Origin of the sequence: Vibrio sp. LaRot3, assembly GCF_027587025.1 — a bacterium.
Classification (GTDB): Bacteria; Pseudomonadota; Gammaproteobacteria; order Enterobacterales; family Vibrionaceae; genus Vibrio.
Genome location: NZ_JAPPTI010000004.1, coordinates 36,242 through 50,857, shown reverse-complemented (window position 1 = coordinate 50,857; position 14,616 = coordinate 36,242). Strand labels below are relative to the sequence as shown.

Sequence of the window (14,616 nt, the reverse complement as noted above, 5' to 3'; positions counted from 1 at the left end):
TTTGATATGGATATTTCAGATTTTCGCCACAAAGTTACTGCGGCGATAAGCGATGAAAGCCCTGCGGGTATCAAGCTTGAAGATGATGCAGAGTTTGATTTTATTGAACAAGAAATGATGAAACTTGGCACGCTCAATCATACCGACATTAAATGGGATGACGTGCAAAAACAGTGTCTCAATATTCTTGCCAGTAAAAGTAAAGATATTCGCGTACTGGGTTTTCTGCAGCTTTGTTTGCAAAACCATGCGGGTTTAGACCATTACTTAATTTCGATGCGAGTTTGGGTCGATTTTGTCACTCATTTTTGGGAAAACTGTTTTCCAGCTCCGGGTAATAAAGGCAAACGAATTCGCCATAAATACGCTCAATTGCATTTGCAACGTTTCGAGCAAGCATTGGATAAGCTGAATTTCGATGAGCTAACCGAATCTCGCCATCATAACTTTACTCAAACGCTAGAACCATGGGAGCAGGCGTTAGAAGCGATAGAGCTGTCTGAGCTAGATAAGGTCAGCACGTTACTCAAAAGCCGTTTGAATCAGTGGAAGGAGCGTAAAGCGGTAGAGAGTGAGCAAAGCGCTAAGCCAGTTCCTAAGCCGATGACTACAACTTCATCGCGCTCGAGTGACAAAAGCTTAAAGCAAACTTTGCAAGAGCTAGCGCAAGAGGTATCTCAGCAAGAAACGGGCACTCTCTTGGCTATCTCAATGCGTCGTTATGCGGTTTGGCACACGATCACCACCGCGCCCGATCATGATGGTAATGGGGTTACAGCGCTACGTTTTATGTCTACAGAGCGAGCTCAAGAGTATCAAGAGCGCATGGCTAGTCCGGACCTTGAATTATGGCAACAAGTAGAAAATAGCCTTTTGATTGCGCCTTATTGGTTTGATGGTCATTACATGAGCGCACATATTGCGTTGAAGCTTGGCCACCGAGATTGGGCGGATTGTATCGCTCGAGAAGCGAATGCTTTCTTAGACCGATTACCAATTATCAATGACTTATCGTTTAAATCAGGCGAGCCATTTGTTCCTGCTACTGTTCAGCAATGGCTACAAAGCGCCAATGCGCCTTCTGGAGGTAACAGCACCAGTTCTGGAGCGGGCATTCAGCTACCGGATACCGACGATCTAGAACTTGCTATGGCTGAACTGGATAAAGGCTTGTCATCAGCAAGAGAGTTGCGTGAGCAATCGTATTGGCGATACCAAATGGCAGAATTGATGAACAAGTCAAATTTGTCGTCCCTAGCTCGATTACAAAGCCAAGATTTAGTCGAAAAAATAAAGCATGTGACGGTCGAAGAATGGGAGCCGTCACTGATTAAAAAACTGCAAAACTTATCAACGTCGTAGGACAAAGGAAAAACACATGTTGACGTCACTAAGTCGAATTTTAATGCCGATCAGAATGTTGTGGTCAGCGTCAAAACCTACTTTATTCTTGTTATTATTTTTGTTTCCCATCTTCGCGGTTTGGTGGTGGGGAGCCGGGTGGACAATCGATGGTGAACAGCCATTAGCAACGACCACATCGCGAATTTTTTGTACCGTCGCGTATTTGTTGTCGTGGATTTTGGTCTTCTGGGCATGGCAATGGCGAAAACTACGCGTCACCATGCAGGCAGATCAACCAGCGAAACCGGATCCTAAAGAGCTTAAGAAAGCAGAACAAGAGCAGCAACGTTGGTACGAGCGCTTTCATTTTCAGCTTGATGGCGCAATGGAATCAGTACGTTCTTTTTCTAAACAGAGCCAGTTTCCATATCAAACACCTTGGTACCTATGCATCGGCGCTTCTGAGTGCGGAAAAAGCAGCTTAGTTAATCGCAGCGGCGAGACTTTTAAGCGTCAGAGAATCACAACCGATGGTCATGAAGTGGACCTTGATTGTTGGGTTGGTGAAAACTCAATGATTTGGGAGCCAAGCAGCGAACTATTAAATGCTGAACAGGCAAACAATGGTTCAGAGGAAAAAGGCACACAACAAATTTGGAAGAGTTACTTAGAGTGGTTAGCCAAATATCGTCAGCGCCAACCGCTTAATGGCATCATTATTGGTGTAGATGCTGCCAGCTTGATTACTCGCTCAGAAACGGAACGTAAAGCCCAAGCGGCGTTAATTCAAACTCGCCTAGTTGAAATTAACCAAACTCTCTCGAGTCGCGTACCGGTATATTTAGTTGTGACGAAGCTCGATTTGTTGGAAGGCTTTGAGCATACCTTCGCATCATTATCTGCCAAAGAGCGCGCCGAGGCGCTTGGTTTTAGCGTCAACCTTTCTTCTCAAGATGCTAAAACGGCAATTGCCTCTATTGAGTCTCAGTTTGAGCATTGGGCAAAAGATCTGGCTTATCGTGCTAGCGCAGGCATGGGTGAATCGCGTATTGCAGAGCGTGGTCAGCAATTATTTGCCTTTAGTCGTCAGATGAAAGGGCTTAATGAGATGGTCATGAGGCTGCTTAACGAGACCTTTACAGGTGAAGTTGCCCCGAGCGATCTTGGCTTACGTGGTGTGTTCTTAACCTCGGCATTCCAGCAAGGGGTGATGGTGAATGCGTTTTCAGATGCGACCTCACGCCGTTATGAAATCGATAATCCAATTGGTAAAACGGTTCGTAGTAAGGTGTCGCAAGCCTATTTCATTGAGCAGCTATTCCAAGCGGTATTGTATAAAGAAGCAGGATTAGCGTCAGGCAACCTAAGTTCATTGAAAAAGGCAGCGCGTAAAACGCGAGTGATTGGTGGTCTAGGCATTGCTGCTGCTGCCGCGATGGTCGGTGTTTGGCACGTTAACTATCAGCAAAACATTGAACGTTCTGACAGCGTATTGGCGAAAGCGAACAGCTATCAAGCTCTAAATCAAGTGGCTTCATCTACGTCACTTCGCTCAACTATCCAAGCACTTAATGAACTGCGTGATTCTGCTCAAGTCTTTGGCGACTACAAAGGTGATATGGCGGCGATGAAAGACTTTGCGCTCTTTCAGGGGCATAAAATCGCGCCGGAAATTGAGCAAACGTATCATGATGTATTGCAGAAACGCTTTGTTCCATTGTTGCTAGAGCAAGTGGTTTACGAGCTTAAACATGCGAAAAATGATGAGCAAAAACTCGAAGCGTTACGTGTTTATAAGATGGTGGTGGATAAGAGTGGTCGAATTACCCCAATGGTTGAAGAGTATTTCTCTCAGCTGTGGCAGGAGTATTACGTTGGCCGCGCGGCAATGCAAAATGATCTGATGGACCACTTGCTGGTGGCGATGGAAACCTCCGATCTAGAAACGGCAAAAAGTGATGCCGATGTCGATGCAATCATGGCTCTTTACCCACATGACGTGACAATCAAACATGCGCAGTACCAGCTTGGAAAATTGCCGATTGAGCAAAGGGTGTATCAAGGATTACGTCGTAACTCTCAATTTGTACTTGGGCCAGCACTTCATTTGGATAACCTTATTGGACCAAGTTTTGCCTTGGTATTTGATGAACAACGCGCTGCGAATCGTGTATTTACCGTGCCGCAATTATTCACTCCGAAAGGTTTAAATGAATACTTCATTCCTAAACTAGAAAGTGTCTCTGAACTGGCTCTTATCGACAGTTGGGTATTGGGCGAAACCGAATCGACCCAGTTTAGTGAGGCTGACGTACAAGCGCTTCGAGGCATGCTGCTTGACCTCTACATCTCGGATTACGCCCGCTCTTGGACAGATGTACTCGATAAGCTTGATATGCGCTACTTTACGACGCTCAGTGAAAGTACCCAAGTGCTAGAGAACCTTGTAGCCAACGCTGAACCTTTGATGCGTCTACTGCGAGTGGTTGAAGAAAACACCCAAATTGGTAGTGATAATCTGATTGACCAAGCGGTGAGTATTACATGGCAAGCTCAATCGCGTGAGAAGGTCAATCTAGGGTTGAAACGTCACTTTGGCGAGCTGAATGATATGTTAACGCCAGTGGGGGAAAAACCGCCGTATGTACATCAGGTTATCGACTCGATCGATACGCTGCATCAATATCTCGTTGCGATGGAAAAAGCACCAAGCCAAGGTGGAGCAGCATTGGATGCTATCAAAGACAAGCTGTTGTCTCAGCGTGATGACCCAATCGATGCCCTTGCGCGTATTGCTGAAGGTTTGCCGGCACCTTTGAACCGATTGATTGGCAAAGTGGCGGAGGAGTCTTGGTATGTCGTCAAACAGGAGGCGACCGCTCATTTGGGTAAAAAATGGTATCAAGATGTTTACTTGCAGTTTGAGCAGAAGTTGAAAGGGCGCTATCCGTTCAACCCTCATGCGAGAAAAGAAGCGTCTCTGCAAGATTTTGAAGCCTTCTTTGCCCCGAATGGTACGTTGGACGCTTTCTACGCAACGCACTTGAAGCCTCTTATTGTCGCGAGCCGCAACAAAGACGACAGTTCGTTTAATCTACCGATTAATCCGTATGTGCTGCACCAAATCAATCAGTCTCACAAAATTCAACAGGCGTTCTTTAATAAAAAAGGGATACTGGATGTGAGCTTCTCGATAGAGCCACGCAAGTTAACCAGTAACAAGCGAAGAGGGGTACTAAACATCGATGGCCAGTACTTAGCGTATAGCCATGGCCGCCGAGATAGCGTAGAGCTTATTTGGCCAAATAGCTTAAAAGAAAGTGCAGAATCCAAGGTAACGTTAGTTCCTATTCAAGGTAACTCCTCGCCTCGTAGCGTCGTGTTACGTGGTCCTTGGGCATTCTTTAGGTTGCTAGACCAAGGGGAAGTGGTCCGAGCGAGCGCGACCTCTATCGATTATCGCTTCTCATTTGATAATGGCGCAGTGACTTATCGAGTTGCATCTGATGAAGATGACAACCCTTTCACTCAAGATGTATTTAAGTCGTTTAAGCTAACGCGTAACCTCTATTAACCAAAAAATGGAAGTAGTCACTTCATACGGCCATAGTTTTTACTATGGTCGTATTTGTATTTTGTGTGTTTATTTATCCAACAGAGCCTGCTGAAAGTTTGTGCAACAAAGAAGGCGTTGACCTATATGGAACTTAATATTGTTTTTTTTCAGGCAGTTGCTTAAAGCGCCATTGCTTCGACTTAGTCTGCCGGAAAATTGGCACTGAACAATTACAAAAATATCTTAAAATTAATAGCTTACAGGGGTAGACAGCTATTCATATTTTGTAATAAACTTCGCGCTAACAAAACGTTGGGACTATTCCCATTGCATGGATGCGATTAACATTTACTTAGTTGAGGCATACATGCAGTTTTCCCTGAAAAACTTCTCTATTCGCACACAGGTACTCATCCCTGTGCTGTTTATCTCTATTGCTCTGTTTATCGCACTTTGGGTCACTAAAAACAATTTAGAAGCAGAACAAGAATTGGTTGCTTCAAATACAGACTCTTTGGTGTTTTATAAAGATACACTGGCTCATATCGATGATCGTGTTTACCCATTACGTATCAGTGCGGTATACGCGATTTACGATCCAGAACGTCGTGATTCGTTCATGACAGAACTTAAGCAAGGCATGCAAGAGATCCAAGTCGATTTGGATAAGATTGCTGCGCGCGAAACGTTCCGCAGCGAAGCGTTGAATGTAAATCGCGCCATTGAAGCGTACGTTAATTACTCAATTAATGCTGTGAGCTTCTTTGAGCGTCGCGACCAAGGCTTGGTAAGCCAAAAAGAATACAACGATTTTATCGCTCAATACCGTAAAACCGGTAACGTGATGGTATCTGCAATTAACGAGCTATCTCAACGTGTCAACGCAATTTCAAGCGAAGCAATGGAAGAGAGCAATCGTGCCGCGGCGAAAGTTCAAAGCGTTGCAATGTGGACGATTCTGAGCGTGTTCGCAGTATCACTTTCTGTAGCGTGGATTCTATCAGGCATGATCGTCACTCCAGTGCAAAAACTACAAGCAGTAATGCGTAAAGTCGCGCAAGGTGACCTGTCTGTTCGTGCTGACGCTGATGGCGACAACGAGATTGCACAGCTAAGTAATGATGTAAATGTGACTGTTGAACAACTGCATTCAACTGTAGATCAGTTAATCCGCATCAGTGAAGAAGTCGCGTCTGCTTCAACAGAGCTTGCAGCTGTAATGAACCAAGCGGAGAGCAATGCACAACAAGAACTGGCTGAAATCGAACAAGTTGCTTCAGCTGTTAATGAACTATCAAGCACAGCAGACAATGTAAGTGATAATGCACAGCTTGCTGATACAACGGCTCGCGATGCAGACCAGTTAGCACAATCAGCATTGGCTACGTTTAACGAAAGCAGCGATGCAAGCCAGCAGATGAATACTGCCCTGAATGACGCAGCGGTTGTCGTGACTAAGCTAAAAGAGCAATCAGAGCAAATCAACAACGTGATCGAAGTGATCAGCGGTATTTCTGAGCAGACCAACCTACTAGCGCTTAACGCAGCAATCGAAGCGGCGCGTGCGGGTGAGTCAGGTCGTGGGTTTGCGGTTGTTGCTGATGAAGTTCGTATGCTTGCAGCTCGTACTCAAGAGTCGACGGGTGAAATCCAAGCCATCATTGAAGAGCTACAAAAGCAGTCTGGTCTTGCAAACGACAGCATGCAGCTTAGCCTAGATATGCTGAACAAGAACAATGAGCTAGCTCAACAGGCGAACGAAGCACTAATGGGAATTACCGAGTCGGTAGCAAACATTAACGACACTAACACTCAAGTTGCGACGGCCGCTGAGCAGCAGTCACAAGTAACGCAAGACATTAACCGCAACGTGGTGAACATGTCTGAGCTGGTCAACCAAAATGTAACTGGTATCAGCCAAAGCGCGAGCGCAAGTACTGAGCTTTCTCAACTAGCTGAGAAGCAAAAAGCGCAGCTTTCATTCTTCACGCTTTAAGCGTTAAGTTATACCCCAATAAAATGCCGTTAGGAGTTCATTCCTAGCGGCATTTTTGTTTTTGGTCGTTTGCTTGACGTGTTTTGGTTTCAGTAATTTTGTGACTTTGATTGTTATTTTGTTTGGTTAGGTTACAATGTCTGCTTGCCCAACCTGTGCATCCGTACTTGCGCAGAACGGACAACTTACTTTCATTTACTCGCTTAATGCAGCAATCGTTGCACGCATTAAGTAAAAATGCATGTGTTGCTTGGTATGCAACACCACTGTAAAGGAAATTACATGCCTATTATTACACTTCCTGACGGCAGTCAGCGTCAATTTGACAACCCAGTTTCTACTCTTGAAGTCGCTCAATCTATTGGCCCAGGTCTTGCGAAAGCAACCATCGCTGGCCGTGTAGATGGCGTTCGCGTGGATGCGTGTGACCTAATCGAGCAAGATGCAAGCCTTGAAATCATCACAGTTAAAGATGAAGACGACGGTCTAGAAATCGTTCGTCACTCTTGTGCTCACCTTCTTGGTCACGCAGTTAAGCAGCTTTTCCCTGATGCGAAAATGGCGATCGGTCCAACCATCGACAACGGCTTCTACTACGATATCGATCTAGAGCAATCTCTAACGCAAGAAGATCTTGAGAAGATTGAAAAGCGCATGAAAGAGCTTGCTAAGACCAAGTATCAAGTTATTAAGAAAAAGGTAAGCTGGCAGGAAGCGCGTGATGCATTTGAATCACGTGGCGAAACTTACAAAATGGAAATCCTAGACGAAAACGTATCTCGTGATGATCGTCCAGGTCTTTACCACCATGAAGAATACATCGATATGTGTCGTGGCCCTCACGTTCCACATATGGGTTTCTGTCAGCATTTCACGCTACTAAACGTAGCTGGTGCATACTGGCGTGGTAACAGCGATAACAAGATGCTTCAGCGTATCTACGGTACCGCTTTCCACGATAAGAAAGCACTTAAGGCTCACCTAACGCGCTTAGAAGAAGCAGCGAAGCGTGACCACCGTAAGATCGGTAAGCAGCTAGACCTATTCCACATGCAGCAAGAAGCACCGGGTATGGTGTTCTGGCATCACAATGGTTGGTCTATTTTCCGTGATCTAGAAGTATTCATTCGTCAGAAACTGACAGAATACGATTACCAAGAAGTGAAAGGTCCTCTAATCATGGACCGTGTTCTTTGGGAACGTTCAGGTCACTGGGACAAATACGCAGACGCAATGTTCACTACGGCTTCTGAAAACCGCGATTACGCGCTTAAGCCTATGAACTGCCCAGGTCACGTACAGATCTTCAACCAAGGTCTGAAATCTTACCGCGACCTACCGTTACGTATGGCTGAGTTTGGCTCATGTCACCGTAACGAGCCATCTGGTGCGCTACACGGTATTATGCGTGTACGCGGCTTCACTCAGGATGATGCACACATCTTCTGTACTGAAAGCCAAATCCAAGACGAAGTAACGTCTTGCATTAAGATGGTGTACGACACGTACCAAACGTTCGGTTTTGAAAACATTGTAGTGAAGCTGTCTACTCGCCCAGAAAAGCGTGTAGGTTCAGATGAAATCTGGGATCAATCTGAAGAAGCTCTAAAACAGTCTCTTGAAGCGATGAACATCGAATATGAAATTCAAGAAGGCGAAGGTGCATTCTACGGTCCTAAGATCGAATTCACGCTACACGATTGTCTAGACCGTGCATGGCAATGTGGTACGGTTCAGCTAGACTTCAACCTACCTGGCCGTCTAGGTGCAACATACGTAGATGAAAACAATGAGCGTCAAGTGCCGGTAATGATTCACCGCGCAATTCTTGGCTCTCTAGAGCGTTTCATCGGTATTCTGATTGAAGAATACTACGGCTTCTTCCCAACGTGGTTGGCGCCAGAGCAAGCAGTAATCATGAACATTACTGATAAGCAGTCTGATTACGCGAAAGAAGTTGCACAAAAACTACAAAAATGTGGAATTAGAGCCAAAGCGGACTTGAGAAATGAGAAGATAGGCTTTAAAATCCGCGAACACACTTTGAAGCGTGTACCGTATATGCTGGTTTGTGGTGACCAAGAAATGGAAGCCGGTGAAATCGCAGTACGTACCCGTAAAGGTAAAGATCTTGGTAAATTTAAAGTGGATGACTTTATTGCATACATCCAAGACGAGATCTCTACCCGTAAGCTCAATCTGGAGGAATAAACTATTAAAGGCGGAAGACGCGGTCAAGTACCGGCCAAACAAAATGCTCATCGTTTAAACGGTGAAATTCGTGGCGTTCGTGAAGTTCGTTTAACTGGCGCTGATGGTGAGTCTGTTGGTGTTGTTTCTATTCAAGAAGCAGTTGCAGCAGCTGAAGAAGCGGGCATGGATCTAGTGGAAATTAGTCCTAACGCTGAGCCACCTGTGTGCCGTGTTATGGACTACGGTAAATTCCTCTTTGAGAAGAGCAAATCTGCTAAAGAGCAGAAGAAAAAGCAAAAGCAGGTTCAGATTAAGGAAGTTAAATTCCGTCCTGGAACTGATATTGGAGACTATCAGGTAAAACTACGCAACCTGACGCGTTTCCTTGAAGACGGCAACAAAGTGAAGGTAACAATTCGCTTCCGTGGCCGCGAAATGGCTCACCAAGACATCGGTGTTGACGTTCTTAATCGTCTGAAAGAGGACACTGTTGATTTAGCAGTAGTGGAATCTTTCCCTAAGAAGATTGAAGGTCGTCAGATGATCATGGTACTGGCCCCTAAGAAGAAGTAATTAACGGCTTTGCAAGTAAGAAAACCTAGCCGCCTTGCTTTATAGGTAAGTGGCTGGGTTTTGTTCGCCCTAATTACTAATGTTTAACAACTCAACAATGCGGAGTTATTCATCATGCCTAAGATGAAAACCAACAAAGGTGCTGCTAAGCGTTTTAAGAAAACTGCTGGTGGTATTAAGTACAAGCACGCTACAAAACGTCACATTCTGACTAAGCGTACTACTAAGAACAAGCGTCAACTACGTCCAAACGCAATCCTTCCAAAATGTGAAGTGGCTGCAGTTGTTCGTATGATGCCATACGCTTAATTCTTTTTAGTTATCAACCGTTTAGTTTAGGAGAAGCATAATGCCTCGCGTAAAACGTGGTGTACAAGCTCGTGCACGTCATAAGAAAGTTCTAAAACAAGCTAAAGGTTACTACGGTGCACGTTCACGTGTTTACCGCGTAGCTTTCCAAGCAGTTACTAAAGCTGGTCAATACGCTTACCGTGACCGTCGCAACAAGAAACGTCAATTCCGTCAACTATGGATTGCACGTATCAACGCGGCATCTCGTCAAAATGGTCTATCTTACAGCCGTTTCATCAACGGTCTTAAGAAAGCATCTATCGAGATCGACCGTAAGATCCTTGCTGACATCGCGGTATTCGACAAAGCTGCATTCGCAGTTCTAGTTGAAAAAGCGAAAGCTGCTCTTTAATTAGAGTTAGTTATTAGGGTTAAGAAAAGGAGAGCTTAGGCTCTCCTTTTTTATTACCTGAAGAATTTTCAAGGTAAGTTAGAGATTCGAAAGTGGGCTTAAAACGCCGCTCGCGCCTCTATCGATCACATGGGTGTAAATTTGAGTGGTTCTCACATCACTGTGGCCTAGTTGCTCTTGAACCGTGCGTATATCGTCGCCCCCTTCCAGTAAGTGAGTAGCGAAGCTATGCCTAAGCGTGTGGCAAGAGACATTCTTTTCAATATTCGCCCGTTTGGCCGTTGCTTTCACGCTACGCTGAAGCGCTGTTTCGTTGATGTGATGGCGTTTATAAAGGCCCGATTCGCTCTCAACAGTCAGTTTTGTGGACGGAAACAAAAAGTGCCAACCAAATTCAAATTGAGCATTGGGGTGTTTGGGTTTACGAGCTTGGTTAATTGACGTACCGCCATAGCCATTACTCAGCATATCTCTATCATAGTACCTCTTTACTAAGGCAATCTGTGCCTCTAACAGAGGGTGTAGCTCTTTTGCAAGTGTGACCGTTCTGTTCTTACCACCTTTTCCTTGCCAAATCCCATAATCAAAATCAATGTCTTGAACACGCAGCCTAACGCACTCCATTAGCCTCAATCCGCTGCCATACATCAGCATTAAGTGGAGTTGAAACTTAGGGTCAATTTGCTCAACGAAACGCCTCATTTCTGTTCGAGTTAGTACGACCGGAAGTTTTCGGTCTGAGAGAGATTTTTGAAAGCGCATATCTGGCTTAATTGGCGTTTTTAGATAGTCTCGATACATAAACTGCACAGCGTTTAGCGCTAAAGCCTGAGTCTTAACGGAGACCCTATAAGTGACTGCGAGGTCACTCAGAAACTCCTCAACATGCTTGGTATCAAGCTTACTTGGATGCTGAAGATCATGAAAACGGATATAGCGAGAGATCCAAATCAGATAGGCTTCGATGGTTTTGTTCGCATAATGCCTACTCTGCATATACTCTTTGAGGCTGAGCAAAAATTGACTCTTCATAGGTTATCTTGATACTGTTTATTTATACATGTGTATAAATATAGCTACCAGAACAAAATTAGCAGGCTTATTGCAGTATAACTGCGTAATGAAAAGCTCTAATTCATACCTAATATCCCAATATTTCATTAGCTTGTGTGATTCTGCTCAATTAAGGTAAATCATAAAACATGGCAGTATGTGGGTTGATAAAGTGGCTTTTGGTTGTATAGAAAGCGTTAGCACTACCCATATTTTCGATAACAAAGGAGTACGGAATTGGATATGAATCAATTGGCTGAAGCTTTACCAAAAGAAGCTATTACCAAAATAACAGATTTGGCATGCACAACATTTCAAAAGGTAACTTATCCTTTAACCGCTACGACTGCTGGAATTGGGCTACTTATCGAAACCAAGTTTGAAGCTTTAAATGAAATGCAAAAAGTACTTGCAGCTAAAGCTATCGAAAAAGCTAAAGAGAAAGTGGAGCAGGCTAGCTCCGGTACTTCAGAATCAATTAAACCTCAAATCTATTACATAGCACTAGAATGTGCGGACACATTTGTAGATGAGGTTCAGGAAGAAATTTGGACTAATGTACTTGCCCGTGAAACCGTACTGGGTGAAATACATCCGGAAATTGCAAGACTCTTGTCTAAGCTAACAACTGCGGATCTTATGCTTTTAAACGATATAGCGATGAATCAAGAGAAGAATTCATTTAGCCGCATATTAGCTACGTTTAAGAAAGATAAGTCAGCGTTAACTCCTGTTAGAAAAAGCTTTAACCACTTCTATCTCAGTGAGCTCGGTCTAATTACCCATCAGGAAAACCAGTGGATGACAACATATGCAGGTGTAGAATTACTTTGTAGCATCGAACCTTTGAGTTCATAGTGCTAACAAAGCGTTTAAGACGGATTCCCAACGCTTGGCGTTTTCGGCTTTCTTCAGTTTAAGTGTTTATGTCACAATGGTTTAAGTAGGGTGGTTGACGTTGCTCACCACTTAACGCGGCGTTAGGCATTAGGAGTCAAAATTGAATATAGATGGCATTAAAATGCTTCCTAAGATAATCACGGAAGTAAATGAATTAGAGAGTGAATTTAAGGAGTTGTTTGGTTCAGCTGAAGCCAGTATTGCTAAAAGTGTTATCTATTTCTTTCGCTCAGTTCGTCCTGTTCCTAGGTTAAGAGGCGAGTCTGATATCCTATATATTGGTAAGACGAAGCAATCTATTAAAGGGCGATATTTTCAGTATGCGAGACACTTAGCTACAGGCTCTAGTGGTTGCTTTTATCGTTACATTATCAAGAATTATGGCGGTTTGAGACTAGGATACATAGTTGTTGATAACCCAAACGAAATGGAAAAATACTACTTCAATGAGTACCGCTCTGTTTATCTAGAAAACCCGCCTAAATCAAAGGTGGGCTAATGCCTAACAAAGCGTTTAAGACAGATTCGCAACGCTCGGCATTTTCAGTTTGATTCAGCTTTAGAGTTTACGGCACAATATTTAGGTTTGGTGGTGGCGTTGCTCACTACTTAACGCGGCGTTAGCTGTTTCTAAAACTTCGGAGATAAATGAATTGATTGATAACAATAGTAATGTTTCCAACTATTTATCATATTACTATGAGTTACCATACTCTCCAGAGTACGCAGTCCTCATAGATGGTAGTTGGGGAGCTGGCAAAACTTGGTTTGTTAAGAACGGTTTAAACAAGACAGATAGTAAATATTTGTATGTGAGCTTATACGGTGTTACTAGTTTTGAAGAAATAGAAAACTCATTTTTTGAGCAGCTCCATCCCGTACTTTCTTCAAAGGGGATGAAAATCACGTCAAAAATTTTTAAGGGTGTATTGAAGACAGCAATCAAAGTTGATCTGGATTCAGATGGTAAGCCTGATGCTAGCGTTAATTCAACAGTACCGGACATTAAACTACCAGAGTATTTAACTAATACCGATAATTTTATTTTAGTATTCGATGACCTTGAGAGATGCTCGATTAACGTGAGCGATGTTATGGGTTACATTAACCATTTCGTAGAGCATCAGGGTTATAAGGTTATAGTTCTTGCTAATGAAAGTGAGATACTAAAAAAAGACGAAAAATATTCAAAGGTTAAAGAAAAGCTAATTGGTAAAACGTTTAAAATCAAGGCTGATGTCAAAGCGGCACTAAATGTTTTTATAAATGAAGTTAAGACAACTGATGTAAAAGAATTTTTCAGACAAAACTTTGACCTAATGGTTCAGATGTTTGAGAGCTCAAAATTTGAAAACCTACGTCATTTGAAGCATGCAATGTGGGACTTTGAGCGTTTTTATGCATACTTACCTAGTTCTTGTTTTAACAAAAATGGTTTGTTAGAAGACTTGTTTAGCCTTTTTCTGAGTTTTTCGTTCGAGTCTAAAAGTGGTGATTTGTCAGCATCTACCCTAAAAGCACTTCAAGCTAGTATGTACAGTGATATGTTCAATAAAGATAAGGAAAAACAAAAAACACCGTATCAAAAAATTTCAGAAAAATATCCAATGGTCAATTTTTCTGAAACTATCATTGATTTAGAGCTATGGTCTGAATTCATATTCCATGGCTGTGCTAATAGTGAGTCAATTGATTTGTCTATTAACAAATCTAAATACTATCAAACCGAGAATACACCATCTTGGGTAAAGCTTTGGCATTATTTTGACCTAAGTGACGATGATCTCGATATTCTTTACAGTGATGTACAACAGACTTTGAATGAGAAAGAAGTAACTGATGTGAATGTGCTAAAGCACATCACAGGCACATTCTTGAGCTTATCAACTCACGGGGTCATTTCTATTTCAAAGTCCGATATTCTTGCTGAAGCTACTAGTTACGTAGATTATTTAAAAGAAGCGGGCATGTTGGTTAAAAAAGACGATGTTGAGACTCGCTTTATGCGTCGCACTGGTTGGGGAGGTCTAGGCTTTCATGAGCATGAATCTGAAGAGTTTCGATCATTCGTACGATATGTCGACGAAAAAGAAGAAGCAAGTGTAGCCGAGCAAATGCCTGAAGTAGCAACCTCTCTTCTAAACCTTATGGTTGCCGATAATCTTGCATTTGTTCGGCAACTTATATTTATGAATCATGGTGACAATCATTATTACAAAACCCCAATATTGTCCCATATTGAGGTGTAGCTCGTCGCGCCGAATGGAAGTAGAAACCGCTTAAATTGAAAGTTTAGTG

General features: G+C 43.2%; 11 protein-coding genes. 10 read left to right on the top strand and 1 reads right to left on the bottom strand.

Annotated features, from left to right (window positions below; all coding sequences use genetic code 11):
- Positions 1-6: 6 nt before the first annotated feature.
- The 7 genes from tssA to rplT all read left to right on the top strand — a co-directional run bounded on the left by tssA (position 7) and on the right by rplT (position 10,365).
- Entirely contained in the window at positions 7-1,362 is a 1,356-nt protein-coding gene (gene tssA / locus OH461_RS10800) for a type VI secretion system protein TssA (RefSeq protein ID WP_270020628.1), read from the top strand.
- 16 nt (positions 1,363-1,378) lie between these two features.
- Positions 1,379-4,918, top strand: coding sequence for a type VI secretion system membrane subunit TssM (gene tssM, locus OH461_RS10795; RefSeq protein ID WP_270020627.1), 3,540 nt, complete (start codon positions 1,379-1,381; stop codon positions 4,916-4,918).
- A 349-nt stretch (positions 4,919-5,267) separates the two neighbouring features.
- Positions 5,268-6,896: a methyl-accepting chemotaxis protein gene (locus OH461_RS10790; protein ID WP_270020826.1), complete on the top strand. Its 1,629-nt coding sequence runs from the start codon at positions 5,268-5,270 to the stop codon at positions 6,894-6,896.
- A 282-nt stretch (positions 6,897-7,178) separates the two neighbouring features.
- A complete protein-coding gene (gene thrS / locus OH461_RS10785) occupies positions 7,179-9,107 on the top strand; it encodes a threonine--tRNA ligase (RefSeq protein WP_270020626.1) in 1,929 nt (642 codons plus the stop codon).
- A gap of 3 nt (positions 9,108-9,110) precedes the next feature.
- Entirely contained in the window at positions 9,111-9,662 is a 552-nt protein-coding gene (infC, locus tag OH461_RS10780; protein WP_270020825.1) for a translation initiation factor IF-3, read from the top strand.
- A 114-nt stretch (positions 9,663-9,776) separates the two neighbouring features.
- Complete coding sequence (rpmI, locus tag OH461_RS10775) at positions 9,777-9,971, top strand: 50S ribosomal protein L35 (RefSeq protein WP_004401085.1); 195 nt, start codon at positions 9,777-9,779, stop codon at positions 9,969-9,971.
- A 40-nt stretch (positions 9,972-10,011) separates the two neighbouring features.
- Positions 10,012-10,365, top strand: coding sequence for a 50S ribosomal protein L20 (gene rplT, locus OH461_RS10770; protein WP_004401084.1), 354 nt, complete (start codon positions 10,012-10,014; stop codon positions 10,363-10,365).
- Between the two features lie 78 nt (positions 10,366-10,443).
- Here rplT and OH461_RS10765 read toward each other — a convergent pair whose 3' ends face one another.
- The gene (locus OH461_RS10765; protein ID WP_270020625.1) at positions 10,444-11,397 is read right to left on the bottom strand and encodes an integron integrase; all 954 of its coding nucleotides are present in this window, start codon (positions 11,395-11,397) and stop codon (positions 10,444-10,446) included.
- 258 nt (positions 11,398-11,655) lie between these two features.
- Between OH461_RS10765 and OH461_RS10760 the strand changes: the two genes are divergently transcribed.
- The 3 genes from OH461_RS10760 (at position 11,656) to OH461_RS10750 (ending at position 14,567) form a co-directional block, all read left to right on the top strand.
- A complete protein-coding gene (locus OH461_RS10760) occupies positions 11,656-12,276 on the top strand; it encodes a hypothetical protein (RefSeq protein ID WP_270020624.1) in 621 nt (206 codons plus the stop codon).
- 142 nt (positions 12,277-12,418) lie between these two features.
- Entirely contained in the window at positions 12,419-12,817 is a 399-nt protein-coding gene (locus OH461_RS10755) for a hypothetical protein (RefSeq protein ID WP_270020623.1), read from the top strand.
- Positions 12,818-12,971: 154 nt separating this feature from the next.
- The gene (locus OH461_RS10750; RefSeq protein WP_270020622.1) at positions 12,972-14,567 is read left to right on the top strand and encodes a P-loop NTPase fold protein; all 1,596 of its coding nucleotides are present in this window, start codon (positions 12,972-12,974) and stop codon (positions 14,565-14,567) included.
- Positions 14,568-14,616 lie beyond the last annotated feature (49 nt).

Coding starts and splice junctions, on each gene's coding strand:
- tssM (WP_270020627.1), top strand. CDS start 1,379: ATGTTGACGTCACTAAGTCGAATTTTAATGCCGATCAGAATGTTGTGG.
- tssA (WP_270020628.1), top strand. CDS start 7: ATGGATATTTCAGATTTTCGCCACAAAGTTACTGCGGCGATAAGCGAT.
- OH461_RS10790 (WP_270020826.1), top strand. CDS start 5,268: ATGCAGTTTTCCCTGAAAAACTTCTCTATTCGCACACAGGTACTCATC.
- rplT (WP_004401084.1), top strand. CDS start 10,012: ATGCCTCGCGTAAAACGTGGTGTACAAGCTCGTGCACGTCATAAGAAA.
- rpmI (WP_004401085.1), top strand. CDS start 9,777: ATGCCTAAGATGAAAACCAACAAAGGTGCTGCTAAGCGTTTTAAGAAA.
- OH461_RS10765 (WP_270020625.1), bottom strand. CDS start 11,397: ATGAAGAGTCAATTTTTGCTCAGCCTCAAAGAGTATATGCAGAGTAGG.
- thrS (WP_270020626.1), top strand. CDS start 7,179: ATGCCTATTATTACACTTCCTGACGGCAGTCAGCGTCAATTTGACAAC.